The 26,527-nt window shown below is 64.4% G+C and carries 36 protein-coding genes and 1 pseudogene; 20 read left to right on the top strand and 17 right to left on the bottom strand.

Annotated features, from left to right (window positions below; genetic code table 11):
• Positions 1 to 59 precede the first annotated feature (59 nt).
• Together AC0L3X_RS08595 and AC0L3X_RS08590 are read right to left on the bottom strand one after the other, a co-directional pair.
• A complete protein-coding gene (locus AC0L3X_RS08595; protein WP_283017513.1) occupies positions 60 to 788 on the bottom strand; it encodes an SDR family oxidoreductase in 729 nt (242 codons plus the stop codon).
• 190 nt (positions 789 to 978) lie between these two features.
• Positions 979 to 1,416: a VOC family protein gene (locus AC0L3X_RS08590; RefSeq protein ID WP_063986137.1), complete on the bottom strand. Its 438-nt coding sequence runs from the start codon at positions 1,414 to 1,416 to the stop codon at positions 979 to 981.
• Positions 1,417 to 1,582: 166 nt separating this feature from the next.
• Between AC0L3X_RS08590 and AC0L3X_RS08585 the strand changes: the two genes are divergently transcribed.
• From AC0L3X_RS08585 to AC0L3X_RS08575, 3 genes are all read left to right on the top strand, one after another.
• Entirely contained in the window at positions 1,583 to 2,233 is a 651-nt protein-coding gene (locus AC0L3X_RS08585; RefSeq protein WP_063981488.1) for a glutathione S-transferase family protein, read from the top strand.
• A 192-nt stretch (positions 2,234 to 2,425) separates the two neighbouring features.
• Positions 2,426 to 2,818: a hypothetical protein gene (locus AC0L3X_RS08580; protein ID WP_473316367.1), complete on the top strand. Its 393-nt coding sequence runs from the start codon at positions 2,426 to 2,428 to the stop codon at positions 2,816 to 2,818.
• A gap of 11 nt (positions 2,819 to 2,829) precedes the next feature.
• Entirely contained in the window at positions 2,830 to 3,531 is a 702-nt protein-coding gene (locus AC0L3X_RS08575) for a glutathione S-transferase family protein (RefSeq protein ID WP_063981486.1), read from the top strand.
• A gap of 117 nt (positions 3,532 to 3,648) precedes the next feature.
• Here AC0L3X_RS08575 and AC0L3X_RS08570 read toward each other — a convergent pair whose 3' ends face one another.
• Positions 3,649 to 4,083 carry a hypothetical protein gene (locus AC0L3X_RS08570; RefSeq protein WP_063981485.1) on the bottom strand — a complete coding sequence of 145 codons (435 nt, stop codon included), beginning with the start codon at positions 4,081 to 4,083 and terminating at the stop codon, positions 3,649 to 3,651.
• Between the two features lie 528 nt (positions 4,084 to 4,611).
• Between AC0L3X_RS08570 and AC0L3X_RS08565 the strand changes: the two genes are divergently transcribed.
• The 3 genes from AC0L3X_RS08565 (at position 4,612) to AC0L3X_RS08555 (ending at position 5,921) form a co-directional block, all read left to right on the top strand.
• A complete protein-coding gene (locus tag AC0L3X_RS08565) occupies positions 4,612 to 4,995 on the top strand; it encodes a RidA family protein (RefSeq protein WP_038941868.1) in 384 nt (127 codons plus the stop codon).
• A gap of 169 nt (positions 4,996 to 5,164) precedes the next feature.
• Positions 5,165 to 5,428 carry a hypothetical protein gene (locus AC0L3X_RS08560; protein WP_063981484.1) on the top strand — a complete coding sequence of 88 codons (264 nt, stop codon included), beginning with the start codon at positions 5,165 to 5,167 and terminating at the stop codon, positions 5,426 to 5,428.
• A 241-nt stretch (positions 5,429 to 5,669) separates the two neighbouring features.
• Positions 5,670 to 5,921: a hypothetical protein gene (locus AC0L3X_RS08555; RefSeq protein ID WP_063981483.1), complete on the top strand. Its 252-nt coding sequence runs from the start codon at positions 5,670 to 5,672 to the stop codon at positions 5,919 to 5,921.
• Between the two features lie 107 nt (positions 5,922 to 6,028).
• Here AC0L3X_RS08555 and AC0L3X_RS08550 read toward each other — a convergent pair whose 3' ends face one another.
• On the bottom strand, positions 6,029 to 6,514 hold the full coding sequence (locus tag AC0L3X_RS08550; RefSeq protein WP_063981482.1) for a hypothetical protein: 486 nt from the start codon (positions 6,512 to 6,514) through the stop codon (positions 6,029 to 6,031).
• A gap of 111 nt (positions 6,515 to 6,625) precedes the next feature.
• Here AC0L3X_RS08550 and AC0L3X_RS08545 point away from each other — a divergent pair, with 111 nt between their 5' ends.
• The 4 genes from AC0L3X_RS08545 (at position 6,626) to AC0L3X_RS08530 (ending at position 8,724) form a co-directional block, all read left to right on the top strand.
• The gene (locus AC0L3X_RS08545; protein ID WP_063981481.1) at positions 6,626 to 7,393 is read left to right on the top strand and encodes an SDR family NAD(P)-dependent oxidoreductase; all 768 of its coding nucleotides are present in this window, start codon (positions 6,626 to 6,628) and stop codon (positions 7,391 to 7,393) included.
• 204 nt (positions 7,394 to 7,597) lie between these two features.
• Positions 7,598 to 7,846, top strand: a complete 249-nt coding sequence (locus AC0L3X_RS08540) for a helix-turn-helix domain-containing protein (protein ID WP_063981480.1) — start codon at positions 7,598 to 7,600, stop codon at positions 7,844 to 7,846.
• A 50-nt stretch (positions 7,847 to 7,896) separates the two neighbouring features.
• On the top strand, positions 7,897 to 8,019 hold the full coding sequence (locus tag AC0L3X_RS08535; RefSeq protein WP_256376470.1) for a hypothetical protein: 123 nt from the start codon (positions 7,897 to 7,899) through the stop codon (positions 8,017 to 8,019).
• A gap of 222 nt (positions 8,020 to 8,241) precedes the next feature.
• A complete protein-coding gene (locus AC0L3X_RS08530) occupies positions 8,242 to 8,724 on the top strand; it encodes a collagen-like protein (protein ID WP_283017514.1) in 483 nt (160 codons plus the stop codon).
• On the opposite strand, the gene AC0L3X_RS08525 is transcribed toward AC0L3X_RS08530, so the two are convergent.
• Positions 8,721 to 8,960: a hypothetical protein gene (locus tag AC0L3X_RS08525; protein ID WP_028152311.1), complete on the bottom strand. Its 240-nt coding sequence runs from the start codon at positions 8,958 to 8,960 to the stop codon at positions 8,721 to 8,723. The genes AC0L3X_RS08530 and AC0L3X_RS08525 overlap by 4 nt on opposite strands.
• Before the next feature lie 95 nt (positions 8,961 to 9,055).
• Entirely contained in the window at positions 9,056 to 9,322 is a 267-nt protein-coding gene (locus tag AC0L3X_RS08520; protein ID WP_063981478.1) for a DUF2277 domain-containing protein, read from the bottom strand.
• A 242-nt stretch (positions 9,323 to 9,564) separates the two neighbouring features.
• On the opposite strand from AC0L3X_RS08520, the gene AC0L3X_RS08515 reads away from it, so the two are divergent.
• The 3 genes from AC0L3X_RS08515 to AC0L3X_RS08505 all read left to right on the top strand — a co-directional run bounded on the left by AC0L3X_RS08515 (position 9,565) and on the right by AC0L3X_RS08505 (position 11,505).
• Positions 9,565 to 10,626: an alpha/beta fold hydrolase gene (locus tag AC0L3X_RS08515; protein WP_063981477.1), complete on the top strand. Its 1,062-nt coding sequence runs from the start codon at positions 9,565 to 9,567 to the stop codon at positions 10,624 to 10,626.
• Between the two features lie 18 nt (positions 10,627 to 10,644).
• Positions 10,645 to 10,986, top strand: a complete 342-nt coding sequence (locus AC0L3X_RS08510) for an MmcQ/YjbR family DNA-binding protein (RefSeq protein ID WP_063981476.1) — start codon at positions 10,645 to 10,647, stop codon at positions 10,984 to 10,986.
• Positions 10,987 to 11,151: 165 nt separating this feature from the next.
• Positions 11,152 to 11,505 carry a hypothetical protein gene (locus AC0L3X_RS08505; RefSeq protein ID WP_028152315.1) on the top strand — a complete coding sequence of 118 codons (354 nt, stop codon included), beginning with the start codon at positions 11,152 to 11,154 and terminating at the stop codon, positions 11,503 to 11,505.
• 5 nt (positions 11,506 to 11,510) lie between these two features.
• On the opposite strand, the gene AC0L3X_RS08500 is transcribed toward AC0L3X_RS08505, so the two are convergent.
• Together AC0L3X_RS08500 and AC0L3X_RS08495 are read right to left on the bottom strand one after the other, a co-directional pair.
• The gene (locus tag AC0L3X_RS08500; RefSeq protein ID WP_028156300.1) at positions 11,511 to 11,753 is read right to left on the bottom strand and encodes a hypothetical protein; all 243 of its coding nucleotides are present in this window, start codon (positions 11,751 to 11,753) and stop codon (positions 11,511 to 11,513) included.
• A 45-nt stretch (positions 11,754 to 11,798) separates the two neighbouring features.
• Positions 11,799 to 13,235 carry a S8 family peptidase gene (locus AC0L3X_RS08495; protein ID WP_084794991.1) on the bottom strand — a complete coding sequence of 479 codons (1,437 nt, stop codon included), beginning with the start codon at positions 13,233 to 13,235 and terminating at the stop codon, positions 11,799 to 11,801.
• A 170-nt stretch (positions 13,236 to 13,405) separates the two neighbouring features.
• Between AC0L3X_RS08495 and AC0L3X_RS08490 the strand changes: the two genes are divergently transcribed.
• Positions 13,406 to 14,008, top strand: coding sequence for a pyridoxamine 5'-phosphate oxidase family protein (locus AC0L3X_RS08490; RefSeq protein ID WP_028156299.1), 603 nt, complete (start codon positions 13,406 to 13,408; stop codon positions 14,006 to 14,008).
• Positions 14,009 to 14,180: 172 nt separating this feature from the next.
• Here AC0L3X_RS08490 and bfr read toward each other — a convergent pair whose 3' ends face one another.
• The 3 genes from bfr to AC0L3X_RS08475 all read right to left on the bottom strand — a co-directional run bounded on the left by bfr (position 14,181) and on the right by AC0L3X_RS08475 (position 15,524).
• A complete protein-coding gene (gene bfr, locus AC0L3X_RS08485; protein WP_014492874.1) occupies positions 14,181 to 14,669 on the bottom strand; it encodes a bacterioferritin in 489 nt (162 codons plus the stop codon).
• A 130-nt stretch (positions 14,670 to 14,799) separates the two neighbouring features.
• Positions 14,800 to 15,072 carry a (2Fe-2S)-binding protein gene (locus AC0L3X_RS08480; protein ID WP_063981474.1) on the bottom strand — a complete coding sequence of 91 codons (273 nt, stop codon included), beginning with the start codon at positions 15,070 to 15,072 and terminating at the stop codon, positions 14,800 to 14,802.
• Between the two features lie 161 nt (positions 15,073 to 15,233).
• Positions 15,234 to 15,524 (bottom strand): hypothetical protein, encoded by a 291-nt coding sequence (locus AC0L3X_RS08475; protein ID WP_063986135.1) that lies wholly within the window; start codon positions 15,522 to 15,524, stop codon positions 15,234 to 15,236.
• A gap of 135 nt (positions 15,525 to 15,659) precedes the next feature.
• Between AC0L3X_RS08475 and AC0L3X_RS08470 the strand changes: the two are divergent.
• Together AC0L3X_RS08470 and AC0L3X_RS08465 are read left to right on the top strand one after the other, a co-directional pair.
• A pseudogene (locus tag AC0L3X_RS08470) lies at positions 15,660 to 15,987 on the top strand (hypothetical protein).
• A 211-nt stretch (positions 15,988 to 16,198) separates the two neighbouring features.
• On the top strand, positions 16,199 to 16,480 hold the full coding sequence (locus tag AC0L3X_RS08465; protein ID WP_063981472.1) for a hypothetical protein: 282 nt from the start codon (positions 16,199 to 16,201) through the stop codon (positions 16,478 to 16,480).
• A 101-nt stretch (positions 16,481 to 16,581) separates the two neighbouring features.
• Here the strand turns inward: AC0L3X_RS08465 and AC0L3X_RS08460 are convergent, their stop codons facing one another.
• On the bottom strand, positions 16,582 to 17,808 hold the full coding sequence (locus AC0L3X_RS08460) for a lytic murein transglycosylase (RefSeq protein WP_063981471.1): 1,227 nt from the start codon (positions 17,806 to 17,808) through the stop codon (positions 16,582 to 16,584).
• A gap of 7 nt (positions 17,809 to 17,815) precedes the next feature.
• Entirely contained in the window at positions 17,816 to 19,465 is a 1,650-nt protein-coding gene (gene ettA, locus AC0L3X_RS08455) for an energy-dependent translational throttle protein EttA (protein WP_166102215.1), read from the bottom strand.
• A gap of 236 nt (positions 19,466 to 19,701) precedes the next feature.
• Between ettA and AC0L3X_RS08450 the strand changes: the two genes are divergently transcribed.
• Both AC0L3X_RS08450 and AC0L3X_RS08445 read left to right on the top strand, forming a co-directional pair.
• Entirely contained in the window at positions 19,702 to 19,917 is a 216-nt protein-coding gene (locus tag AC0L3X_RS08450; protein WP_028152324.1) for a hypothetical protein, read from the top strand.
• 133 nt (positions 19,918 to 20,050) lie between these two features.
• Positions 20,051 to 21,013 carry a D-2-hydroxyacid dehydrogenase family protein gene (locus AC0L3X_RS08445; RefSeq protein ID WP_063981469.1) on the top strand — a complete coding sequence of 321 codons (963 nt, stop codon included), beginning with the start codon at positions 20,051 to 20,053 and terminating at the stop codon, positions 21,011 to 21,013.
• A 56-nt stretch (positions 21,014 to 21,069) separates the two neighbouring features.
• Here the strand turns inward: AC0L3X_RS08445 and AC0L3X_RS08440 are convergent, their stop codons facing one another.
• The gene (locus AC0L3X_RS08440) at positions 21,070 to 22,266 is read right to left on the bottom strand and encodes a L,D-transpeptidase family protein (RefSeq protein ID WP_063986134.1); all 1,197 of its coding nucleotides are present in this window, start codon (positions 22,264 to 22,266) and stop codon (positions 21,070 to 21,072) included.
• Between the two features lie 366 nt (positions 22,267 to 22,632).
• Here AC0L3X_RS08440 and AC0L3X_RS08435 point away from each other — a divergent pair, with 366 nt between their 5' ends.
• Positions 22,633 to 23,421 carry a hypothetical protein gene (locus AC0L3X_RS08435; protein ID WP_063981468.1) on the top strand — a complete coding sequence of 263 codons (789 nt, stop codon included), beginning with the start codon at positions 22,633 to 22,635 and terminating at the stop codon, positions 23,419 to 23,421.
• A gap of 2 nt (positions 23,422 to 23,423) precedes the next feature.
• Here AC0L3X_RS08435 and sseA read toward each other — a convergent pair whose 3' ends face one another.
• The 3 genes from sseA to AC0L3X_RS08420 form a co-directional block, all read right to left on the bottom strand.
• Positions 23,424 to 24,278, bottom strand: a complete 855-nt coding sequence (sseA, locus tag AC0L3X_RS08430) for a 3-mercaptopyruvate sulfurtransferase (RefSeq protein ID WP_063981467.1) — start codon at positions 24,276 to 24,278, stop codon at positions 23,424 to 23,426.
• 185 nt (positions 24,279 to 24,463) lie between these two features.
• Positions 24,464 to 24,877, bottom strand: coding sequence for a rhodanese-like domain-containing protein (locus AC0L3X_RS08425; RefSeq protein ID WP_028152329.1), 414 nt, complete (start codon positions 24,875 to 24,877; stop codon positions 24,464 to 24,466).
• A gap of 56 nt (positions 24,878 to 24,933) precedes the next feature.
• The gene (locus tag AC0L3X_RS08420; RefSeq protein ID WP_028156289.1) at positions 24,934 to 26,109 is read right to left on the bottom strand and encodes a vWA domain-containing protein; all 1,176 of its coding nucleotides are present in this window, start codon (positions 26,107 to 26,109) and stop codon (positions 24,934 to 24,936) included.
• A gap of 123 nt (positions 26,110 to 26,232) precedes the next feature.
• Here AC0L3X_RS08420 and AC0L3X_RS08415 point away from each other — a divergent pair, with 123 nt between their 5' ends.
• Positions 26,233 to 26,478 (top strand): GlsB/YeaQ/YmgE family stress response membrane protein, encoded by a 246-nt coding sequence (locus AC0L3X_RS08415; RefSeq protein ID WP_063981466.1) that lies wholly within the window; start codon positions 26,233 to 26,235, stop codon positions 26,476 to 26,478.
• The last annotated feature ends 49 nt before the right edge of the window (positions 26,479 to 26,527 follow it).

Raw genomic sequence — 26,527 nt, 5'->3', positions numbered from 1 at the left:
TATGGGTCCCGGCCTTCGCCGGGACGACACCGTTGCCTGCGCTCTACCCATCCTACACACTAAAGATCGAAATTGGTGGGCAGCATGACCACGTCGCGAATGGTCATGCCGCGCGGCCGCGTCAGCATGAACATCACGACTTCGGCCACGTCACTGGCCTCCAGCAGGCTGCCCGAGTCCCTGGCTTCCTGCAGCTTCTCGGGCGGCCAGTCCGCGAGCAGTGAGGTGACGACCGGGCCGGGCGAGATCGAGCCGACGCGAATGCCGTGCTTGAAGACCTGGCGCCGCACCGTCTGGACGAAGCAGTTGATCGCCCATTTGGACGACGCATAGACCGGCTCCCAGGGCGTCGGAAAATGCGCCGCCAGCGAACTCGTGACGATGATGTCGCCGCTCCCGCGCGCGATCATGTGCGGCAGCACGTCGTGCACGTTCTTCATCACGACGTTGACATTCAGGTTCAGCATCCGGTCGATGGCCATATTGTCGGCATCGACCAGATCGCCACCGACATAGGTGCCTGCATTCGCATGCAGGATGTCGAGCTGGCCTGCCTTCTCCAGGACGCGCGGCAGCAACGATGCGCAGTCCTTGGGATCCAGGAGGTCGACGACCAGCGGGATCACGGCGTCGCCATGCTTGTTGCCGAGCGCCTTCAGCGCGGCCTCGTCGCGGTCGACCATCACCACGCGCGCGCCCGCGGCCAGCATTGCTTCAGTGCTCGCCAACCCGATGCCCGACGCGGCTCCGGTCACGGCAGCAACCTTGCCTTCCAATTCGTTTCCCATGGGGGCACCATCCTGCTGATGGTCGGCAGTATAGCGATACAAGACGAATTGGCGATGCGGATCGCTGGCTTCGTAGGGTGGGCAAAGGCGCTCTTGCGCCATGCCCACCATCTCTCCACAAATCCGGACGAACGGTGGGCACGGCGCGCGAAGAGCACGCCTTTGCCCACCCTACGACACCGTCAGCCCCTCACCCCGCATTCGCCCTATCGAGGTCCGCGATGACGATCTTCCGCATCTCCATCATCGCCTGCATGACGCGGTTCGCTCTGGTACGGTCGGGATCGCCGAGGTAGCGGCCGAGCGCCGACGGGATCACCTGCCAGGACAGTCCAAATTTGTCCTTGAGCCAGCCGCAGCGGGATTCCTCGCCGCCGTCGGCGGTGAGGCGGCTCCAGAAGTAGTCGACCTCGGCTTGCGTCTCCACGCTGATGAAGAACGAGACCGCCTCGGTGAAGCGGTATTGCGGGCCGCCGTTGAGCGCGTGGAAGCGCTGGCCTTCGAGTTCGAACACCGCCATGAAGTCGCTGACGGTCTCGACTTCAGCGTTGGGGAACACCGCTTTGTAGAAGGCGACGGCTTCCGGGACATTGTTGGCGAACCAGAGGAATGGCGTGATTGACGTCATGAAGTTGTATCCTTTCGTCTTGGACCGGACGCGCGACCATCGCTCCAAGGACGAGCGGCGGGACGGTGTTCCGACACGGGCGCTGGTCTTTTTAAGGCGCCCCTGTCGGAACCCGAGCCGACCATTCGTCCTTTGAATGCAACGCCGATCACCCCGGAGCCGCCAGATGCCCACCATCACAGCCTTTGAAAACTCGCCCGACCGCGGCAAGGGACAGGCGCGCGATATGCGGGTTCGCTGGGCGCTGGAGGAAGTGGGCCTGCCCTACGACGTCCGCCTCGTGTCGTTCGCGGCGATGAAGGACCCTGCCCATCTTGCGCTGCATCCGTTCGGGCAGATTCCGACCTATGAGGACGGTGATCTCGTCCTGTTCGAGTCGGGCGCGATCGTGCTCCATATCGCCGAGCGCCACGTTGGATTGTTGCCAAAAGATGCGAATGCGAGGAGCCGCGCGATCGCATGGATGTTTGCCGCGCTCAACACGCTGGAGCCGCCGATCGTCGAGTTCGGGATGACGATGCTGTTCGAGCGCGACAAGGGCTGGTACGAGGAGCGGCTGCCGGTCCTGAAGGATCGCGTCCGTGTCCGCCTGGGCGAATTGTCCCGTCGCCTCGGCGGGGCCGAGTGGCTCGACGGCGCGTTCAGCGCAGGCGATCTCATGATGGTGACGGTGCTGCGCCGGTTGAACGCATCTCGCCTGCTGGAGGAATATCCCGACCTCTCAGCCTACGTCGCCCGCGGCGAAGCGCGGCCTGCGTTCCGGCGGGCGTTCGATGGGCAGCTGGCGGTGTTCACCGCCGCATCGATCGGCATATAGAGGCCGCGCCTCTCACCGAGAACCGGTACATCTCCGATCCCATACGTCGAACGGGCGACGCCGGGCGTCCTCCGATCGAATGACGCTGCGCACAATGCGCAAGGACTGTTGCCAGCCCGTCGCTCCGGCGATACGACTTGAGATGGAAGAGCCTGATATCAACCGGCCCGCATCATCCCAGGAAGGCACCGCATGAGCAACGATCTCTCCGGCGTCTGGGATGGCAGCTACATTCAACCGAGCACCGGAATGGTCACCTTCACCGCAACTCTGGTCGAAACCGGCGGCGCGCTCACCGGAAGCGTGACCGAGCCCTGCTCGAACCCGCGATGCCCGCTCCGCACCCACAACGCCTCGATCGCGGGTCAGCGCTCCGGCAACGCGGTCTCGTTCGTCAAACACTACGAGCCGCCCGGCCACGGCTACGACACGGTCCATTACGAAGGCACGGTGAACGCCGAGGCGACCGAAATCGACGGGCGCTGGCAGCTGCCTGGCTCTTCCGGCGCGTTCCTGATGATCCGCGCCAGCAAGGTCGCGCAAGCGGCCACGACGGAGCAACACGCCAAGGTGCCATCGCGCTGAAGGGAACAACCATGCTGACGCTCTATTCCTACCCGGAACTGTTCGGCGTCGCCGACAACAACGGCTACGGCCTCAAGGTCTACGCGTTCCTGAAGCTCGCAGGCCAGCCGTTCGTGCACGAGCATCTCTTCGATGCCTCTGCCGCGCCGCGCGGGCAGCTGCCTTACGTCGTCGACGACGGCGAGACCATCGGCGACAGCGAGACAATCATTGCGCATGCGATCGCCAAATATCGTCTGAGCATCGATGCCGCGCTGTCGCCGGACGCACGGCGGACCAATCATCTCGTCACCCGCATGCTGGACGATCTCTACTGGGTGATGTCGTATTCGCGCTGGAAGGACGATCGCTTCTATCCGGCATTCCGCGACGCCTTCATCGCGCAGCATCCGCAACTCGATGCCGAGGGACTGGAGAAGGCGAAGGCGTATAATTCGCAGCGCTATTATTTCCAGGGCATCGGCCGCTACACGCCCGAGCAGGCTTACGCGCGGGGGCTTGCCGATCTGCAAGTGCTGGCCGAGATCGTGCCTACGGCAGGCTTCGTCCACGGCGCGGCGCCGACCAGCATCGACGCCGGCATCTACGGCTTCATCGCCAACATCTTTTATTTTCCGATCCCGACGCCGCTGAAGGCCTTCGTCGATGCGCACGCCAATCTCGTCGCGCATTGCGAGCGGATTCATGCGGCGGTGAGCGGGCGTAATTCGTAGGGTGGGTTAGCGCAGCGTAACCCACCACTTCTGTCACAGCGGAGACGAAAGAGGTGGGTTACGCCCAGCGGACGCGCTTCGCGCATCCGCAAGGCTAACCCACCCTACGTACCTGTTTTACCGCATCGTGATCGCGAGCCCGCTCAGATCCGCATTCGCCATCAGGCCGGTCTGGTAGCCCGACAGCTCCAGCACCGCGCCCTTCTGGTTGGTCAGCACGATGGCGCGGGCGCCGCGGCCGACGGCGAGGCCGGCACCGGCCGCGCCATAGACGCCGGAGACGTCGGAGGGGCGGTTGATGTTGGAGACCCGGCCACGCAGCACGGTCTTGGAGCCACCGAAGACGAGGCCGTAGTCGAGGCCGCCGGTCGAGAGCGAATAGGAGCGGCCGCGGAAGTTCAGCACGCCCGAGCCGCCCGAACCGCCGATGATCCAGCCCGCCTTGTAGATCGTCAGCACCACGGTGCCGCCGTCGGCCAGCGCCGAGGTCGAAAGGCCGGCCAGAGCGGCAATGGCGACCAGCGCGGCGCGGAAGGTGGTAGCGAGCTTCATGGGGCGTCTCCGGGGGCTATTTTTCAAGGGAGGATTCGAATCAGACGCAGCGAATGTATCCGATGGATCGCGGCGGCAACATGATGGAGCGATGTGGGACGCGAGATGCAGCAGCGCGTTCAACCGTCATCGCCCGGCTCGACCGGGCGATCCAGTACGCCGAGACGGCAATGAGATGCGGAGAAGCCGCAGCGTACTGGATGCCCCGCCTGCCGCCTACGCTAAAGCTTCGGCGCCCCTGAACCTCGACCCCGGCGAAGCCTTGGCGTAGCCGGGTCGCGAGGCATGACGGCGGAGTTTGGGACCGCCTACCGACACCACCGCCATGATGCCATCCTGCCCCTGTTTTGCCCGACGGAGCAAGCGAATTGTTCGGCTATACCGAATTTGAAACACTCACGATTTCTACTGTGCATGGGGTTGTTTTCGCGTTTTTGTTTTACCCGCCTTCCCCAATGCCGATTGCAACTCCCCCGCATGTCGCTACGCTCGTGCGGACGACGCGACCGTTCCATCCGAGGTGATCCCATGTCGATCCAGCATTTCGCACCCCCGCCGCACGTCAAGGCGCCGCCGCTGTCCTTTGCCACGCGTGTCGGCGATCTCCTGTTCGTCTCCGGCATTCCCGGCTTCGACGGCAATGGCGCGCTGCCGGACGGTTTCGAGGCGCAGTTCGCCAACGTCGCCGTCAACATCAAGCGCGTGCTGGACGAGGCCGGCGCGACGGTCCGCGATCTCGTCAAGGTCAACGTGCTGCTCACGCGCGCCTCGGACGTCGCCGCGATGAACGCACTCTATGCCGGCGCGTTCGGCCCGCCGCCCTATCCGGCGCGCACCACGTGCGTGGTGCAGGCCCTGCCCGACCCGAAAATGCTGATCGAGATCGAGGCGGTGGCGTCACTGGCGAAGTGAACCACGCTTAGCGTATGTGTCTTGGCGCATGTGTCTTGCCAGGCACTCGGCCGAACCAAGTGCACGGCTCCCTCTGACATATCCGTGAAACGGCGGCCCCTCGGCTTGCCAAGGACCTGCTTTTACCGCACGGATTTTCGGGTCACACATCCCCACAAGGAGATTTTTCATGCGTCGCGTTCTCGCCCTCTGTGCCGTTGCCGGCATCGCCTCTTCCGTGTTTGCCGTGCCGGCGTCGGCAGCAGCAGCCGGCTATTACGTGATCCGCTGGGACAACACCGGCATCTGCCAGGTCTGGAACGAGGACCTGAAGTACAAGCCGTTCCAGTGGGGCGCTTCGACCTACAAGGTCGTCAGCAAGCCGGTCCCGACCTTCACCGCGGCTTCGGATCTCCAGATCAAGCTGCGCTCGGAGCGCCGCTGCACGCTCTGAGCGTCACGCGACGAATTTGATCTTGAGGGCGGGCCGCGCGAGCGACCCGCCCTTTTCCTTTGCGGGCGCGCGCTGGTTTTTTCCGGCTCAAATGGCGCATTTCATGCGCGCACGCTTTGAACCTGATCAGCCGACGGAGCTACTCACAACTTGTCCGGGGCGCATCCCCAAAAACGTCCCACACCATCCCTCCCCGTCATTGTCGGGAGGTGCATCACATCTTTCATTTGAGGAGCTGATCATGCGTCGTATTTCCGTGCTGTGCGTTGCTGCGGGTCTTGCCGTCACTGCCTTCGTCGCCGCGAGCCCTGCCGAAGCCAGCTATCACCTGATCCGCTGGCAGGACACCGGCTTCTGCCAGATCTGGGACGAGAGCATCCCGACCGCGCCGTGGCCCTCCGACTACGCCCGCGTCAGCACGACGGTGCCGACCTTCGTCGACGCACTCGTGCTGAAGGATCACGCGTTGAAGAGCGGTCACTGCACCTGGTAAGATTTCGATCGGCGGATCGACGAGCGGGCAAGGGCGCGACGCGTTCTTGCCCGCTCTTTTTATGGCCTGCACAGAGCGGACCGGCGAGGTGCAGCGACAGCGCGCTCTCACGCGTCCTTGTGCGCGCCGGGATGGATGAGGATGTCGCGCGCGGCGGCGAGGTCGATGAAGGCTTGCGCGCTTCCGCCTTGGTCGGGATGCTTGCCCTTGGCGGCGCGGCGATAGGCCTGGTTGATGTCGTCGCAGGTGAGCTGCACGGCGAGCGGCAGGCCGAGCATCCTGCGGGCACGATCCTCGCTGGAGAGCTTCTTCGGCATGGCGTTGCGGCGGCCGAAGCGTGGCGCGGTGAGATCATGGACGACCTCGAGGATCACGCCGACGCGGCGCTGGGCCGCCAGCGTGACGCTGTGATCGTCATTGTCCACGGCCTGGCGCAACACCGGAAGCGCCTGCTCGGCAGCCTGGCGCAGCGTGGCATCCGTGCTCATGCGCACGATCTCGGCGACGAGCCGGCCTGCCTCGGCCCAGTCGGCCGGCTGCGCCGACCGCAGGCGTTCGAGAGCGAGTTTCCAGGATTCAAGCCGTCCCATCATGCGCGCAACGTTTAGCAATGAAGATCAGTATGCCAAGGCGGCCGTTTCCGACCCCTTAATTTCGAGTTAGCCTTTCATGAAACTTCGAAACGAATCCGGGAGGAAATTGTCATGGCATTGCTCGCAAACCACGTCGCCGTCGTCACGGGCGCCGGATCCGGCATCGGCCGGGCGATCGCGGCCGGCTACGCCCGCGAGGGCGCGCGAGTGGTGCTGCTCGACGTCAACGCCGACACGGTCGCGGAGGCCGCGCAGGAGATCCGCAAGGCCGGCGGCAACGCCGAGAGCTTTGCGCTCGATGTCACGAAGCGTGACGACTGCTTTGCGCTCGCCAGGCAGGTCGCCGACAAGGTCGGGCGGGTCTCGATCCTCGTCAACAATGCCGGCATCACCCGCCGCAACGCCTTCACCGCGGACACGGAGACGGTGGCGAAGGACTGGAACGACATCATCTCGCTCAACCTCAACGGCGTCTTCAACGTGACGCAGGCGTTCCTCGCGCCGCTGCGGGCCGCCAAGGGCCGCATCGTCAATATCGGCTCGATCCAGTCCTTCGTGCATCTGCGCACACCGAGCTCGGCGGCGTATACGACCTCGAAGCACGGCGTGCTCGGCTTCACCAAGGCGCTCGCGGCCGAGCTCGGCAAGGAAGGCGTGCGCGTCAACGCGATCGGGCCGGGCTTCATCGAGACCAACATCAACGCCAACGTGCGCGCGACCAATCCGGCGCTGGTGCAGGCCTTCGTCGATCACACCCCGCTGGCGCGCACCGGCAAGCCCGAGGACATCGTGGGCCCCGCGATCTTCCTGGCGTCGGATCTGTCGGCCTATGTCACGGGGACGATCGTGATGGTGGACGGTGGGTATCGGACGGTGTGAGCGGGCGCGCAAAATCGGCCCGCATCGCTATGCATCCCGTGCCAATCGCGGCACCTTCGCGGCAATCCCAAGGTCAATTGGTGCGATCGTCCGCGATTAACCACTCGTTAACCAAACCCGCCCACCGTAGATCTACGGCTAGGGGGCCGTTGGTTCTCGATCGCTTCCAAAGATGGAAGCGGGCGTTGATCGGGAGGTGTGTTGATGACCACTGTTCATGTCGCTGCGTCCGAACCGGGCGCGCAATTTCTTGCCCCTAACCAAATCGTTCCGCTGTTGATCGGCGCGACCGTCGACGAGGTCGAGCGCGAGCTCGTGCTCCAGACGCTCGCACGCTGCGACGGCAACCGCACGCGCGCATCGCGCGTGCTCGGCCTGTCGGTGCGCACGTTGCGCAACAAGATCAGGATCTATGCGGCGTCCGGCATCGACGTGCCCGCGTATCACGACTAGCACGCGACCACGCAAGTTGGATCGTTCCGCCGGCAAGAACCGCAAGCGAGATGGTCGCGACCGCGGCCGCGATCATCTCGATGGCGCGGAGCATGAAGGCGGTCAAGACCGCCCATGCCGCCTGCGGCTCCTCGGCGAACGCGCCCGGCACGATATCGGGCACCAGCAGATGAGCGAGGCCGAGCGCTGCCGCGAGGATGACTGTCGAAATGCAGAATAGTTTCCACGCTGCGCGCATGGGTCGCTCCTCGCAAGGTTGTGGCTCCGCGCCATCCAATGACACGGTGTCTCCTGCTGTCGATTGATGTTGATCAAGCCCGTCGCGATGCGCGGGCGGAATTGCTGCTGTCGTCAAACGCCGCTAAGTAGCTTGCTTCCTTAGAGGGAGTAGTGGCGTGGCAGACGATCAGGGACGGCAGGGGCCGCGTGGGCGGCAGGGCGAGCCGGGACGGCCGGGACCGCAGGGTCATCCGGGGAAGCGAGGGCCGGACGGCCAGCGCGGCAAGCCGGGACCACAAGGCAAACCCGGGGTGGCCGGAAAGGCCGGAGCGCAGGGCAAGGCCGGCCTGCCGGGCAAGCCCGGCGAAGCCGGTGCTCGGGGCGCGGCCGGGCCGGCGGGGCCGCAAGGCCCACGCGGCGAGCCCGGACCGCCCGGCCAGCTGCCGTCGATCGAACAGGTGCTGCCGTGGCTCGATCAACTCTTCGACGCCTGGGACGAGCGCCGCCGCCAGCGCGAGCGTGAAGCCGCCGAGCGCGAGGCGCTGGAAGCCGCCGTGCATGAGGTTGAAGAGGCGATCGTCGATGACGAGGCCGACGACGGCGAAGGCGATGATCACCGGAAGAAGAAGAAAAAGAAGAAGCACGGCCACAAGGACTAACCCGGCGGAAGTTGCTTCGACGCCCCGGAGGACTCATCCTTGCGCGGCAGCATGCCCATGCGCTCGAACTGCCAGCGCATGGCGCGGTACCAGAGATAGCCGACCAGCGTGCCGAGCAGCGTCAGGATGACGAGGTTGACGCTGCTGTAGGAGCCGCTCCACCACATCATCCATGCGGTCCACAGCACGGTGAAGGTGACGGCACCTGCTCTGAGAGGAATAAGGGGGCGGCTCATGGTCGTGCTCCGGGCTGTCAAAACCCCGGCAGACATCATCGCAAGTTGAGGCCGCTCTCACCGTGAGCCAGATCACGGAATGGACGCAGGACCGCCTAACCGAACCGCAGCCGCGAACGTTCCTTGGCCTTCTCCGCCTCGATCTCACGGTCCCGCGCCGGCGCATGGGTGTGCAGCGAAGTCAGGAGCTTTCGCGCAGCCTCCGACACTTCCGCGACCGCAAGCTCGAAGGCCTCTTCATTGGCCTGCGACGGCTTGTTGAAACCGGAAAGCTTGCGCACGAACTGGAGCGCGCTGGCGTGGATCTCGTCCTCCGTCGCGGGCGGCTCGAAGTTGAACAGCGTCTTGATGTTGCGGCACATGCAGGCTCTCCCGTAGCGGTGTTCCCCTGAGGACGATCGGCGAGGCCGAAATCCTACATCCCGGGCGCAGCCGTGTCATAGGCAGGACCAGCCATATCTGATCCGCAATTATTCCCCTTGCGCGCCGCACCATCGGGGAATGTTTTTCGGGGGGCGATGATGGGTCCGGTCTCGATCCTCCGTGACCAGCTGATAAGATCGCGTCCAACGCGGCCGACCATGAGCCGCATGGGGAGAGAAACATGAAAACGTCTTGCGCTGCGCTAGCGGCCATCCTGCTGTCCATCGCAACGCCGGTTATGGCCGCCGATTATCCGGCGCCGAAGCAAGGCGACTGGATCGCCAAGGACTTCAAGTTGCACACCGGCGAGACCATGCCGGAATTGAAGCTGCACTACACCACCGTCGGCGAGCCCTCTGGCCAGCCCGTGCTGGTGCTGCACGGCACCGGCGGCTCGGGCGCGAGCATGCTGTCGCCCGCCTTCGCCGGCGAACTGTTCGGCGCGGGACAGCCGCTCGACGCGTCCAAATATTACATCATCATTCCCGACGCGATCGGCCACGGCAAATCGTCAAAACCGTCCGACGGCATGAAGACGAGCTTCCCGAAATACAATTACGACGACATGGTCGAGGCGCAGCATCGCCTCGTGAAGGAAGGCCTCGGCGTCAAGCATCTGCGGCTCGTGATCGGCAATTCGATGGGCGGCATGCAGACCTGGCTGTGGGGCGAGAAATATCCGCAGGAGATGGACGCGCTGGTGCCGATGGCCTCGCAGCCGACCGAGATGGCCTCGCGCAACTGGATGATGCGACGGATCATGCTCGACACCATCCGCAACGATCCCGACTACAATGGCGGCAATTACACCAGCCAGCCGCGCATGATGAAATATGCCATCACCGCCTACGGCATCGCCAGCATCGGCGGCACGCTCGCCTATCAGCAGCAGGCGCCGACCGCGGCCAAGGCCGACAAGATCGTCGACGAACGGCTGGCGACACCGATCACGTCCGATGCCAACGACTTCCTCTACCAGTGGGGCTCCTCGCAAGACTACAATGCCGGCGACAAGCTCGAGCAGATCGAGGCGACGCTGCTGCTGATCAACTCCGCCGACGACGAGCGCAACCCGCCGGAGACCGGCATCACGGACGCCGCGATGAAGCGGGTCAAGAACGGCAAGCTGTATCTGATCCCCGCGAGCACCGAGACGCGCGGCCACGGCACCACCGGCAACGCGAAATTCTACGTCGAGCAGGTCAGGCAATTGCTGCAAACCGCGCCGCAGCGGACGATGTGAGACGAGCAGCAAGACCGCATGTCGAACGCTCGCTTTCGCAAGGCTGCGCTGACGCTTCCCGGCGTCATCGAGGGCGCACATCACGGCCATGCCGACTTTCGCGTCGGCAAGCGCGTGTTCGCGACGCTGGGCTATCCCGATGAAAAATGGGGCATGGTGAAGCTCACTCCCAACCAGCAGGCCGTGCTCATCGACGCGGAACCGGAGATGTTTCGTCCGGTCCCCGGCGCCTGGGGCAGGAGCGGCAGCACGAATGTGAAGCTGGCGAAGATCGATCAGGTCACGTTGCGGAGCGCACTCGCGATGGCATGGCGCAATGTCGCGCCGAAATCGCTGCTTGCATCGCTCGAGACGGGATAGGAAAGATCGTACGCGCAAGTTCGCGCTGTGCGTCTGGCTGGCCGATCATACCGCAATGCATCATATGCGGCGCCTCTCACGCCGCATATTATTTGAGCATGCATTGCGCTGACAGCTCGGGCTTAATCACATCAACGATACGAATCGAGCGCGACGGAGGATCGCATGCACAGGCTCGCGCTGTGCGTTTGGCTGGCCGCGACGATGGCGCAGACGAGCGCCGCGTTCGCGTTCGACAACGGCCAATACGACCATGTGCCGCCCGACATCCGCGCCTGGTTCAAGAGCGTGATCGCGCCGAACGGCGTACCCTGCTGCGACATCTCCGACGGCCATCGCACCGACTACGATGTGCGAGGCGGCACCTATTGGGTACCGATCGAGGGACAGTGGATGGAGGTGCCCGAGCGCGCCATCATCCGCGATCGCGGCAATCCGGTCGGCCAGGCCGTGGTGTGGTACGTCCACCACCGCGGCGCCATCATCATCAGTTGCTTCGTGCCGGCCGATGCGGTGTAGACCGCTCAGGCCTTGAGGTCTCGCTTGGGCGAGGCCTCGACATATTCGATGTCATCGCCGAAATCGTCGAGCGCGGCACGAACGGATTTGGCGTCGGCCTCGGCGACGGTGAAGATCGCGGCTAGGTTTTGCCGCTTCTGTCCCGGAAACAGGCTCTCGGCGGCGTAGCCGGCATCGCCGAGCGTCTTGATGATCATGCGCCGCCGGCGCTGATCGACATGGTCGTGGAATTTGAATTGCACGGACATGATGCAAAGCTAGCCGCTCGCGGCACCCGATCAAGGGCGCGGAATCTATTTTCGTCCCTTTCTCGCCGGCTTCGCCTTTGTAGTTTTCTTGGCAGTTTTCTTGGCAGCCTTCCTGCCCGATTTCCTCGCCGGTTTCACGCGGCCAAGCGCAGCGGCAACATCCAGCAGGCCGGCGCCGTATTCCGGCGTAAAATCCTTGCCTCGCATCGCCGGCAATTTGGTCGCAGTCGCGATCAGGCGCCCGGCGACCGCAAGCCCGGCCGCCCTGGATTTCGTCTTGTTGATGTAGACGAGTGCAGCGGCGCCCGTCACATGCGGTGTTGCCATCGACGTCCCGGGCCAGGAATCGTAGCTGGTATGGTCGGCGAAGCTTGCCTTCACCCGGGGCACCGTCGACAGGATGTTGACACCCGGCGCCACCAGCTTGATGTGCTTCCCCGTATTGGAGAACGAAGCGCGCCGATGGGACTCGTCGACGGCGCCAACTCCGATCGTGTCCACGTAGCCCGCCGGGTATTCCTTCGGATTGCCGTCCTCGAACTCGTTCCCCATCGCGGTGGAGATGACGACGCCGGCATCGATCAGTTCGGCGAAGGCCGTCGCTTCCGTCTTTGAATGGTCCTCGCCGCCAATGCTGAGGTTAATGACCTTGATGTTGGAATCGAGCGCGGCCACGAGCGCCTTGCTGTAGAAATCGAAGTTGAAATTCTCGTCGTCGCCTGCGCGCTTGGGATCGTCGAACACCTTCCAGCAGTGCAACCGGCAATTGGCCAGGCCTGCGATACCGACCGAGTTATTGACCACGGCCGCGATCGTGCCGCTGACATGGGTGCCATGACCGAGAAAATCACGCGGTCCGTTGCCGTCGTGCCGATATTCCTCGATCGCGTCCACGAGATCGGGATGTCCGGCGTCGACACCGCTATCGAGCACAGCGACATGAACCCGCCCCGCACCTGGCCGCGGTCGATCGAACCATCTGATGGCGCGAAGGCCCCACTGCCGGATCTTCATGGGATCGGCGGCGGCACTGAGCCACCGGTTGGGAACGGGCTCGACCAGATCCACCGCCCTGGAGGCGCGCAGGCGCTTCAGGGTGCCTGCATCTACCTTCCCGTCCTTCAACTGCACGATCTGAAATCCGGCCAGCGCCTCCCGCGGCGGCGCCGTTGCGGAGCGTGCTATCGAGCGATGAACCGCGGCCAAAGCCATCGCCTGGGGCTGCGCGGGTGCCTCATCGTCGCCGACCACGAACAGCGGCTTCATCGACTGAAGCCCGAAATTGTCGCGCAGGAAATCGATCGGACCTCTGACGTCGTCGGGCATTGCAGCCATCAGCGCGCGTGACGTTGTCGCCTGAAGCGAGGCTGCCGCGATCTGCCGGGCAGCGGCCGGCTTCAACCGAACGATCAATTGTCCCGGGACATGCTTGCGACGGCGTGGCCGATCGCCCGCCACCCGCATTGCCTGCGTTGGGGCCATGACGAATTCCTCGCTTGAAAAGCAACAAAGTACGACACCCGTTATAAGCGAAATTTCTGGTCTACGCCACCTGCGTCATGCCGTGGCTACACTGGGCCGCACCTGCTATTTCGGGGATAGCGATCGAGCCGGAGAATGCTATCTTGTCGCCCTCAATCAGGGAGACCTTCGTGACCGATCTTTGCGCCGAAGACCTCGCCACCATCTATGCCAAGCCGAGCCCACGCGTGATCGCAAAGGCGCGTCCCGCGATCGATGCGCATGCGAAGAAATTCATCGAGATGTCGCCGTTCTGCGTGCTTGCAACGTCAGGCGTCGACGGCAGCGTCGATGCATCGCCGCGCGGCGGAGGGGTTGGCTTCGTCCATGTCGCTGGCCCCAACCAGGTGCTGATGCCCGACCGTGCCGGCAACAACCGGATCGATAGTTTTCGCAACGTCGTCGAAGGCTCGGGCTTCGTGCATCTGCTGTTCTTCGTCCCCGGCATCGACGAGACGCTGCGCGTCGGCGGACGCGGCACGCTCTCGGCCGATCCGGATCTGCTCGCATCGATGGTGGAATTCGGCAAGCCGCCGCGCGCGGTCTTGAACGTCGCGGTCAGCGAAGTCTATTTCCACTGCGGCAAGGCGCTGATGCGCTCGAAGCTGTGGTCACCGGAGAAGGTGCAGCGCTCGGTGATGCCCAGCATCGGCCAGGTCATTCACGACCAGACGGGCCTGGGGGAGCCGGAGAGCCAGGAGATCGTGGAAGAGCGCTACAAGACGCAGTTGTAGGTGAGAGCGTTCGCCGCTCGAAAGAACCGTCATGCCCGGGCTAGTCCCGCCTGCGTAGCCGAAGCCGCTTCGGCGAGGCGAAGGCCCGGGCATCCACGTCTTCGTCGCGCGGCCAAACGTGGATGGCCGGGACAAGCCCGGCCATGACGAAGGAGAGAGCCGGTGCCGGAGCTTAGTGCCCCTCGCCCTCGAGCCCACCGACGTGCTTCTGCGTGTACAGCTCGAGACCGATGCGGCCGATCAGGTCGAGCTGGGTTTCGAGGAAATCGATGTGGTGTTCCTCGTCGCTCATCAGCTTCTCGAACAGGTCACGGGTGACGTAGTCCTTGGCGCCGTTGCAATAGCCGGCGGCCTCCTGGTAGAGCGCCCGCGCGCTCATCTCGGCGGCGAGATCGCACTCGATGATCTCCTTGACGTTCTGGCCGATACGCAGGGGGTCGAGCACCTGCATGTTCGGGAAGCCGTCGAAGAACAGGATCCGCTCGGTGAGCTTGTCGGCGTGCTCCATCTCTTCGATGGACTCCTTGCGCCAGACCTTGGCCATGTCCCGCAGGCCCCAATTATCGAGGAAGCGGTAGTGCAGCCAGTATTGGTTGATTGCAGTCAGCTCGTGGCGCAGCGCCTTGTTGAGATAGTCGATGACTTTTGCGTCGCCCTGCATGATGCACTCCAAATCTTGCGTCCAAATCGGCCCTAACCGACTTTAGAACGCTTCTAAATCAGTTTAAGGACGAGAGCAACCGGCCACGGGGACGCAGCCGGGGAAAGCTCAGTCGAAATTGCGGAAGTTTTCAGCAGGCCGCGAGGGCGAACCGGGGGAGCTCGGCCGTCTCGTCATTGGCGGCCACGGTGTGGCTGTGCGGGCAGCCCGAGCAGCAGGACTTGGCGCAGGGGCCAAGCGTTTCGTCGATGATGGTCTTGATGGTACGGGCGCAGCGGCCGCATTCGGCGCTACAGCCGAGGCATCCATAGACCTGCTTGGCATGACGTACGGCGTCGTCGGACTCGGCGACCGCGGCTCGGATGTCGTCATCGCTCAGCACGTTACAGGAACAAACGATCATGGAAGCGGCAGGCCCTTCGGTGATGCGTCATCATCGATATTTAAGGGGCCGTCCGGATGCAAAGGGAAAAACCGGTATTTGAAGCTATTCCAAACTAGCCCGGAAACAGCCTAGAACGGCTCTAAAATAGGGAGTTGTGCTGGATCAATATCTTGGCGGACCTAGTCACCGCCTCCACCACCATCGCCGCCACCTCCGCAATCCCCGCCACTGCTACCGCTATCGCTGCTGGAACAGCTGTCGCTCGAGCTCCCCGAGCTGTCGCTGGAAAACCAACTCCCCAGCGAGAAGCCGTCGCTGGCCGCTGAATAGCCGTCGCCGCTACTTCCTCCGTCACCGCCAGCACCCGCGCGCGAGCGCCGGCCGCGGTTCTGGAGATGGGCGAACCAGCCATAGCCAATCGCGAAAATGACCCCTGCAGCGATCAAAGTATTCATCATCGCGTTGCCCATCGTCGTCTCCCTCGCGGACCTGCGATCCATTAATTGGTCGCCCTCAGCGAAGGTGCCGTTCATTGATCATTCAAACGAAGTATGGAACTTTACCCCCCAAAGAGTTCCCACCTGTTCGTGCGAAAGGTCACGCCAATGAAGAAGTTCTTACTGACGGTCGCCGCCGTCGCCACCCTGGCCCTCACGGCCGGGACACCGGCCCACGCTCAGCGTGGTGTCGCCGCCGGCGTGGCCGCCGGGATCATCGGTGGCGCCATTGTCGGCGGCGCGCTGGCGTCTCCGTATTATTACGGACCCGGTCCGGGCTACTCCTATGGCCCCGGCTATTACCCCCCCCCGCTACTACGCGCCGGGTCCCGGCTATGTCGCCGACGACTATTACGGCGACGGCTGCGTCTGGCAGCGGCAGCGCTTCTGGGATGGCTACGCCTGGCGCACCCGCCGCGTCAGAGTCTGTGGCTGAGGCGCGCTGAACAGGTTCGCTACGGATGCGCCGTTCATCTCCGGGCCTGAAAAAGACCGCTTTTTCTCGTCACAGCTCCGTGCGCGTTTACCGTGGATTGACCAATTGCGCGCTTCCTAGCTGCACGGTCGATTTCATCAGAGTGTGCGTGAACCTTTGAAACCCGGGCGCTCCTAACAAGGGACGTCCATCTCCCAGGAGAGCCAAGAGCATGAAGAAGACTTTTGTTGCCGCCCTCACGGTTGCGACGATCGCCGGTTCGCTGGTGACCGCCACTCCGTCCGCGAAGGCCCATGACGGCGTCGGCGCCGGCATCGCAGCCGGCCTGATCGGTGGCGCCATCGTCGGCGGCGCCATCGCGTCGAGCCGTCCCGCCTATGGCGGACCGGTCTACATTGCCGAGCCCCCGCCGCCCGCGCCCTGCTACTGGCAGCGCCAGCGCTATTGGGACGGTTACGGCTGGGTCATCCGCCCGGTTCGCGTTTGCTACTGATCTGATCGCAAGATCCGATCGCATGGCGCATCCGTGCCGCGATCGAAGCCCGGCCGAGCACCTCGGCCGGGCTTTTTTCTTTGGTGAAGAGTTAAGGCCGTTTACCGCGCCGCTTGGATCGAGCGCAGCACCTCTTCGCTCGGCCAGCAATCGACCTTGAGGCCTGCCGACTTCTGGTAGGCGCCGAGCGCCGCGCGCGTCTGCATCCCGGCCTTGCCGTCGATCTTGTCCTTGTAGAGCCCGACGCGCGTGAGCCCGCGCTGCATGGTCTCGACGTCCTTGGTGCGCAACTGCTTGGAGGCCGCCCATTGTGTCGCGAACGGCAGCGGGCTCGTCATGCGGTCGCCGAGATGGCCGACGAACAGCACGTAGAGGTCAGAGAAATTGTACTCCTTGATGACGAAGTAGTTCTTCGTCGTCAGGAACGACGGGCCGTAAATGCCTTCCGGCTGCAGCAGCGAGGCCGGCTGCGCCTGCTCAGCAGCGCTCAGCTTCTCGCCACGCACCGGCACAAAACCTTCGCGCAGCCACTGGCCGATCGGCTTCGTCACCTCGGGCACGCCGCTGGTGCAATCGACCTTGGCCGGCGCCTGCACCTCGTAAGCCCAGCGCACACCGCTCTGCCAGCCCTTGTTGACGAGCTGCTGCGCGGCCGAGGCCAGCGCATCCGGCACCGAATGCCAGATGTCGATGCGGCCGTCGCCGTCGAAGTCGACACCGTGCTTGTAATATTCGGACGGCAGGAATTGTGTGAGCCCGGTGGCACCCGCCCAGGACGAGCGCATGTCCTTGCGCGTCACCACGCCCTCGCCGAGGATCTTCAGCGACAGGATGAACTCATTCCGATAGGTGTCCTTGCGTCGCCCGACATAGGCCTGCGTCGCCAGCACGCGCACGAGATCGTAAGGCAGCGTGTAGCGGCCGTAATCGGTCTCGCGGCCCCAGATCGCGAGCATAATGGTGGCCGGCACGCCGGATTTCTTCTCGATCTCGCTCAGCGCCGGGCGATATTTTTGCAGCAGCCGCTGCCCCTCGCCCGCAAGCCGCGCGATCGAGGCTTCCTTGACGTAGTCGGCCGGCACCTGCACGAACTCGGCCTGCGACGGTGCGCCGGTCGCGGGCCGTCCGGGCAGGATCAGGTCGGGCAGCTTGTAATCAGGCTCGAGCCCGCGCGTCTGCTCATCGAATGTCGCGCGCGACACGCCGGCGGCCTGCGCCTCCGGCCAGAGCGAGGCGATGAACTGCGTGAAGGCGGCGTCGGCAGCGCGGGCGGGCGACAGGCCGCAGATGATAGCGATCACCGCAGCTATGAGCGCCCGCCGCATCATGCCCTCATCACCGCGTCAGCTTCTTGTACTTCACGCGGTGCGGAATGATGCTGTCCTGGCCGAGGCGGCGCATCTTGTCCTTCTCGTAGTCCTGGAAGTTGCCTTCGAACCATTCGACGTGGCTCTCGCCTTCGAAGGCCAGGATGTGGGTCGCGATGCGGTCGAGGAACCAGCGGTCATGGCTGATGATGACGGCGCAGCCGGCGAAATCTTCCAGCGCCTCTTCGAGCGCGCGCAACGTGTCGACGTCGAGATCGTTGGTCGGTTCGTCGAGCAGCAGCACGTTGGCGCCGGACTTCAGCATTTTTGCAAGATGCACGCGGTTGCGCTCACCGCCGGAGAGCGCACCGACCTTCTTCTGCTGGTCGGCGCCCTTGAAGTTGAACGACGAGCAATAGCCGCGCGAGTTCACTTCCTTCTTGCCGAGCAGGATCAGCTCGTTGCCGCCGGAAATCTCCTCCCACACGTTCTTGTTGCCGTCGAGCGCGTCGCGCGACTGGTCGACATAACCGAGATGCACGGTCTCGCCGACCGTGATGGTGCCCTTGTCCGGCGTTTCCTGCTTAGTGATCATCTTGAACAGCGTGGTCTTGCCGGCGCCGTTGGCGCCGATCACGCCGACGATGCCGCCAGGCGGCAGCTTGAAGGTAAGATCGTCGATCAGAAGGCGATCGCCATAGCCTTTGCTGAGCGTTTCGAAATCGACCACGTTGGCGCCGAGCCGCTCGGCGACGGGGATGATGATCTGCGCGGTCTGGGTCTGCTTCTCGCTCGCCTGCTTGAGCAGATCCTCGTAGCGCTGGTAGCGCGCCTTGGATTTGGCCTGACGCGCCTTCGGCGAGGACGCGACCCATTCCTGCTCGCGCGCGATCGTCTTCTGATGCGCAGCGTCTTCACGGCCTTCCTGCTCGAGCCGCTTCTGCTTCTGCACCAGCCAGGACGAGTAGTTGCCCTCGTAGGGAATGCCCTTGCCGCGGTCGAGCTCGAGAATCCAGCTCGTGACGTTGTCGAGGAAGTAGCGATCGTGGGTGACGATCAGGATCGCGCCGGGATAGTTGCGCAGATGGCCTTCCAGCCAAGACACGGACTCGGCGTCAAGATGGTTGGTCGGTTCGTCGAGCAGCAACAATTCGGGCTGGTCGAGCAGCAGTTTGCACAGCGCGACGCGCCGGCGCTCACCGCCCGACAGTTTCGTCACATCGGCATCGTCGGGCGGACAGCGCAGCGCGTCCATCGCCTGGTCGACCTTGCTGTCGAGATCCCAGAGGCCCTGGGCCTCGATCTCGTCCTGCAGCTTGGTCATCTCGTCGGCGGTTTCTTCCGAATAGTTCATCGCCAGCTCGTTGTAGCGATCGAGGATGGCCTTCTGCTTGGCGACACCCAGCATGACGTTCTCGCGCGCGGAGAGCGCCGGATCGAGATGCGGTTCCTGCTCGAGATAGCCGACGCGGGCGCCCTGGGCGACCCAGGCCTCGCCGTTATACTCCTTGTCGAGGCCGGCCATGATCTTGAGCAGCGTCGACTTGCCCGAGCCGTTGACGCCGAGCACGCCGATCTTGGCGTCCGGGTAGAACGACAGATGAATGTTATCGAGCACCTTCCGGGTCGGGTAGCTCTTGGTCAGGCCCTGCATGAAATAGATGAACTGGCGCGCCATCGGTCCCGTGAAACCTTCGATTTGAGGAAATTTGCTTGCCGCCGATGTAACGATCCCGCCCCCAAAGGGCAATGTTTTCCCTCCGTTCACCACGGATCAATACGGAATGGACACCATCCGGCCGCCGATCCGGACAATTGAAACCATTTTTTAATAAAGTGGGCCAAAGCTCGTCATGGCGCCGAAAAAGACGCCACCCGCGGCAGAAGCGACGGGGAGAACAGCGAGGCCGCATCATGGCTCTGATCGAGACCAATTCCATCGCCGTTCCGGCACGAGCCGGTAGCGCTTCCGGACTCGTCACGGAGATCAAGGGCTTCTGGAAGCGCTTCTTCGCCACCGCTTTCAACCCTTACCGCCCCGAGCTGCACTACATGCGTGGGCCCGGCCCCGCCTGGCGCGCCAAGCACGGCATGGATACGCCGTTCCGCCTCAAGCCCCGCGACCTCTGAGCCCTTCTCTCCTATCGGATTTTTGAACACGTCAGCTGCTTGCGCGCAGGCGTGATTGCGCGCAACCATGGCCAGGTTCCGACGATGGCGCTCCCCGCCTGGCGCCGTCACCTCTCGCCATGGATGAAAGCTGATGACGCGGCTGCGCTGTGCAATTCTCGACGACTATTTCAACCTCGCCCTCGACGTCGCCGACTGGCAAAAACTGTCCGACCGCGTCGACGTCACCGTGTTCAGCCATCCCTTTGCCTCGGAGCAGGCCGCGGCGAGCGCGCTGGCCGATTTCGAGATCATTTGCGCGATGCGCGAGCGTACGGCGTTCCCCAAGAACCAGTTCGCGTCGCTGCCGAAGCTGAAGCTGCTTTTGACCTCCGGCATGCGCAACGCCTCGATCGACATGGAGGCTGCGAAGGCGCAAGGCGTTGCCATCGGCGGCACGCAATACTCCCGCGATCCGACCGCGCCGCTGACCATGGGCCTGATCCTCGAACTGACCCGCGGCATCGGCCGCGAGAACGCGCGCATGCATGCCGGCGAGCCCTGGCAGAGCTTTGCCGGTGTCGAGATCGAGGGACTGACGCTCGGCGTCGTCGGGCTCGGCAAGCTCGGCAGCAAGATGGCGGGTATTGCGAAAGCGTTCGGCATGAACGTGATCGCCTGGAGCCCGAACCTCACGCCGGAGAAGTGCGCGGCGGCCGGCGTCGGCTACGCCACCAAGGAGGAGCTGTTCGCCAAGGCCGATATCGTCACCATCCATGTGGTGCTGAGCGATCGTTCGCGCGGACTGGTCGGAGCTGCCGATCTCGCGCGGATGAAGCCGACGGCCTTCCTCGTCAACACCGCGCGCGGCCCGATCGTGGACGAGCAGGCGCTGCTGGAAGCCTTGCAGCAGCGGAAGATCGCGGGCGCCGGCATCGACGTATTCTCGGTCGAGCCGCTGCCGGTCGACCATCCCTTCCGCAAGCTCGACAATCTCGTGCTGACGCCGCATCTCGGCTACGCCACCGAGGACGGCTTGCGCATCCATTACGGGCAGATGGTCGAGGCGATCGACGCCTTCACCGGGGGTCGCGAGCTGCCGCGCAAGCTGGCCTGAAACGAAAAGGGCGTGCCGACGGCACGCCCTTCGCGATTTGAGCTGTTTCGAAGCGCTTAGCGCACGGTGACCGGCGCGGGCAGCGGCGGCACCACCGTCGGCTGGGTGCCCGGGACGGGGCCAGCCTGGGCAGCCATCGGAGCCGGACCGGCAGCGCCCGACGTCGGCGCAGCGGAGGCGGTCGCCGTTCCCGGCGGCGGGCCACCCGGCATCACCACCACGCGGGTGCCGACCTTGACGCGGTCGAACAGGTCGGAGACGTCCTCGTTCAGCATGCCGATGCAGCCCGACGACACGAACTTGCCGATGGTCGAAGGCTGGTTGGTGCCGTGGATGCGGTAGACGGTCGAGCCGAGATACATCGCGCGTGCGCCGAGCGGATTGCCGGGGCCGCCGGCCATGAAGCGCGGCAGATAGGGCTGACGCTCGATCATCTCGGTCGGCGGATGCCAATCCGGCCACTCGGCCTTGCGGGTGATCTTCTGCACGCCGGTCCAGGTGAAGCCATCGCGGCCGACGCGGACGCCGTAGCGGATCGCACGGCCGCCTCCGAGCACGTAGTAGAGGTAGGTGTTCGGGGTATCGACGATGAGCGTTCCAGCCGGCTCCTTGGTCGCCAGCGAGACTTCCTGGCGGCGCAGGTTCGGCGACAACTGCGCGGGAGCAGCGTCGGGCTGCTCCTCGGGCGGCAGCGAAGCGATCGCCATCGGCCGGCCATCGTTGCCCACGGGCGGCTGGCCGGACTGAACCGTTCCGGTCGCGGCGGGGCCGCCAACGGCCTCCGGCGGACGCAGGCCGTCCCTGCCGGGTGCCTGACCCGGGCGATCGGCATAGATCACCGCGGGCGGGCCAGCGGGGCGGCCGTAGCGGGGATCGTCGGGCGACATCACGGGACCCTGCGGCGGCGCCGCCGAATAGACCGGCGGAGCGCCAGCCGGACGGCCATAGCGCGGATCATCGGGCGACATCACCGGCCCCTGCGGCGGGGCGGCGGAATAGACCGGCGGAGGACCAGCCGGGCGGCCGTAACGCGGATCGTCGGCCGGACCAAGCGGCGGCAGCGACGCCTGCGGCATCGCGTCGTCTTCATCGTCTAGCGAGTCGAAATTCGGCGTGCGGTCGCCGGGGCGATATTCGGCCGGAGCGCCATAGCTCGGCGCCTGCTGGACCGGATAGCTCTGAGCCTGTGCGAGCGAGGTTCCCGCCGCAGCGACTGTTGCGGCAGCGCATATCGTCAGAAAATGTTTGATCATCATCGCTCTTGTATAGTCCCCGAGCCCATCCGGACCGTTAACGGCCAGATGACCGAAGATAGCGGCACATTCAAGACATTACAGGCTGATTTGTGCCCGAGTTAGCGATTTGTGATGCAGGCACACACAGTTGCCCCGTTGCATCACGGGGCGGAAATCGCATCGAGCTGTAGATTGCCGGAGTCTCCGGCCCCGAATTTAAGGGAACGGCGCGGAGGCGTTGCGATATGTTCGAATCAGCCTGATTCGCCTCCGCTTTGAGCTTCTGTCCCGGCGTGGCGAACGGCAATCAGTACCGTCACCGCGTTCAGATGGCTCTTGGGTCCCGGCCGCCACCCGCCGGGGCGGAAATTCGTAACCCGTCCGATGCTTCCCGGCTTTCGCTTCCTGTTTGCCGCGATCCTGCTGTCAACCTCCATCCTGGTGTTCGGCCTAGGTGCCGCCGCGCTGCTGCGGGCCACCCACGAGCAGTATGTCAGCAACCCCTCCTGGCGGAACGGCCCGCAGGAAAAGGTGTTTGCGCAAAGCCCAGAGCCGGCCCAGCCGGTGCTAGCGGCGCTCCGCGCCGAGCCGGAGGCGGCCGCCGAGCCCGCGCCATCGCTGCGCGACCGGGTGCCGACCATCGGCTTGCCGGTGAACGAGCCCGAACAGGTGGCCGCCCTGACGACCGAGGCCAACGTGCCGCCGCAGGTCACCGAGGCCGCGCCTCCGGCCGCCGAGCCGGTGCAGGCCGAGGCCACGACGGAAGCCATCGCGCCGGCTCCTGCCGACACACTCACCCCGGCCGACACAACGGCATCGATCCCCGAGCCCACGCCTGCCGTGACCGCCAGCGAACCGGCGCCGGCCGATCCCGATCCCGGTGCGGCCCTCGCCTCCCCGGCGCCCGACATTGCCCCGGCCAAGGTGGCCGCGCTGAACGATCCGGCGGCGCCGGCCTTGAAGGATGCGCCGGCGAAGGCCAAGGGGGACACCAAGGGAGACGCGAAGGCGGACAGCAGCGCCCCGGACAGCAAGGCGGCCAAGCGCCAGGCGAAGGCGAAGAAGCGGCACCGCATGGTGCAGCGTCCTCCGCCCCAGCAGTTGCGGCAGAGCTATGATCCGTTCGGCCAGCAGCAGATGCTGGCGACAACGGCCACGCGCACGCGCCAGTAAGGCTACGCCGGCCCGGTCGCGACCGGCGGGCCGCCGGCCTGGCCCCACTCCGACCACGAGCCGTCATAGAGCGCGGTGTCGGTGATGCCGAGGCGATAGAGTGCGAGCGTCAACACGCCGGCGGACACGCCCGAACCGCAGCTCGTCACGATCGGCGCATCGAGCCTGACGCCGGCGTTCGCGAAGGCGGCGCGGAGATCGTCGAGCGGCTTCATCTCGCCGGTCGCGGCATCGAACAGCTGATTGTAGGGCACATTGCGCGCGCCGGGGATGTGGCCCGAGCGGATGCCCGCGCGCGGCTCAGGCGCGCGGCCCTCGAAGCGGTCGGCGGCGCGTGCGTCGATCACCTGCTCTGCGCTGCTTTCGACGTTGGCGATCAGCTGCTGCATGCTGCGCACGCGTTTTGAGTCGTAGCTCGCCCTAAACGTCGCGGGCTTCGGCTTTACCTCGCCGCTCTCGACCGGATGCCCCTCGGCGCGCCACTTCTTCAACCCGCCATTGAGAATGCGTACATTGCTGTGGCCGAAGGCCAGGAACATCCACCAGGCGCGGGGCGCAGCGACCCATCCGCCGGCATCGTAGAGGACGACGGTGTCGGCATTGGAGATGCCGAGTTGGCCTGCGTCACGGCCGAACTGCTCGGCGCTCGGATACATGTGCGGCAGCGGGTTGGAATGATCCGACACCGCGTCGACGTCGAAGAACACGGCGCCCGGCAGATGCGCGGCGAGATAGTCGTCCTTCGGCAGCGGCAGCACGCCCGGCAGCTTGAAGCTGGCGTCGAGGATCTTGACGTTGGCGTCGCCAATGTGGGCGGCGAGCCATTCGGTGGAGACGAGGGGGTCGGTGACGGTCATGCGAGGTCTTTCTTGTCATTCCGAAGTTGAAGCAATGCGCATCAAACTCCGCTGTCAACGCCCGGCTTGACCGGGCGATCCAGTATTCCAGAGGCGGTTGTGATTGAGTCGAGACGCTGCGGCGTACTGGATTCCCCACTTCGCGGGGAATGACAGCGGAGATTGACGCGACAGCGCAGCACTTCTCACCCCTTCTTCTTCGGCTCCCACTGCTCCACCGGACCGCCGGCATCGCGCCAGGCGGCGTAGCCGCCGGCGATGTGGGCGACGGGCTTCAGGCCCATGTCCTTGGCGGTCTTCGCCGCGAGCGCGGAGCGCATGCCGCCGGCGCAATGGAAGACGAATTTCTTGTCTTCCTGGAAGATCGGTTTTGCGTAGGGGCTCTGCGGATCGATCCAGAATTCGAGCATGCCGCGGGTGCAGGCGAACGCGCCGGGGATGCGGCCGTCGCGCTCGATCTCGCGGGGGTCGCGGATGTCGACGATGACGACATCGCCGTTCTTGGAGATCTCGATGGCCTCCTTGGCGTTGAGCGTCTCGATCTCGGCATTGGCCTCGTCGATCAGCGCCTTGATGCCGCGGGTGATGGTCTGGGGCATGTGGTTCTCCCTCTTGTCGGCCTCTGCGCGGCCGTCCGGACTGACGGCGCGTACAGCTAGTGCGTCAATTCCTTCATCGCACCCTCGAGCCCCTCGATCGTGATCGGGTACATGCGGTTGGCAAAGATGCGTTTGATGATGGTGGTCGATTCCGAATAGTCCCAGTGCTTCTGCTGCACCGGATTGAGCCACACCGTATGCGGATAGGTGCGGATGATGCGGTCGAGCCAGACCGAGCCGGGCTCCTCGTTGACATGCTCGACCGAGCCGCCGGGCACCATGATCTCGTAAGGCGACATCGATGCGTCGCCGACGAACACGACCTTGTAGTCGTGCGGGTATTTGTGCAGCACATCCCAGGTCGGCGTGCGGTCGGTAAAGCGGCGCTTGTTCTGCTTCCACACGCCTTCGTAGAGGCAGTTGTGGAAGTAGAAATACTCCATGTGCTTGAACTCGCTCTTCGCCGCCGAGAACAGCTCCTCGACCTGCTCAATATGCGAATCCATCGAGCCGCCGATGTCGAAGAACACCAGCAGCTTCACCGCATTGCGCCGCTCGGGCCGCATGTGCACGTCGAGATAGCCGTGATTGGCGGTCTCGCGGATCGTGGTGTCGAGATCGAGCTCATCAGGCGCGCCGGTGCGCGCGAATTTGCGCAGGCGCCGCAGCGCCACCTTGATGTTGCGGATGCCGAGCTCGACATTGCCGTCGAGATCCTTGAACTCGCGCTTGTCCCACACCTTCACGGCACGGTTGTTGCGGTTCTTCTCCTGGCCGATGCGGACGCCTTCGGGATTGTAGCCGTGGGCGCCGAACGGCGAGGTGCCCGCGGTGCCGATCCACTTCGAGCCGCCCTGGTGCCGGCCCTTCTGCTCCTCGAGCCGCTTCTTCAGCGTCTCCATGAGCTTGTCCCAGCCCATCGCCTCGATCTGCTTCTTCTCCTCCTCGCTGAGGTATTTTTCGGCGAGCTTCTTCAGCCACTCCTCGGGGATCTCCGCCTTCTCCATGGCGTCGAGCAGGCTTTCCAGCCCCTTGAACACCGTGCCGAAGACGCGGTCGAACTTGTCGAGGTTGCGCTCGTCCTTCACCAGCGAGGTGCGCGACAGATAGTAGAAATTCTCGACCGAGTAGTCCGACAGATCAGCGTCGAGCGCCTCCATCAGCGTGAGGTATTCGCGCAGCGTCACGGGGACCTGCGCATCGCGCAGAGAAGTGAAGAATTGCAGGAACATGGGTGACAGATTGCCCGTCGGGGGGCGAACGTCAAGGGGCCGAGCCCGCCGCGGGACGCTGGACCGGTCGGCTTTTTGCTCTAGAATTGACCGTCTCACGGGGTTGTTTTGGGGACGTTTGCAATGGGAATTCTCGCAGCGCTCATCATTGGCGCGATCGCCGGCTGGCTTGCCGGCAAGATTGTCCATGGGGCGGGATTTGGCCTGATCGGCAACATGGTCGTCGGCATCATCGGCGCGCTGGTTGCGAGCTGGGTGCTGCCGCAACTGCATATTGCGCTGGCCACCGGCACGGTCGGCGCCATCGTGGATGCCACCATCGGCGCGGTGATTGTGCTCGTCATCCTTTCGCTGATAAAACGGGTCTGAAAGCCTGACCGAACCAGGAACGGCCGCCATGAGCGGCCGTTCCGTTTGT

Source organism: Bradyrhizobium sp. MI1.7, from assembly GCF_055811795.1.
This window is presented reverse-complemented; position numbering and strand designations above follow the sequence as displayed.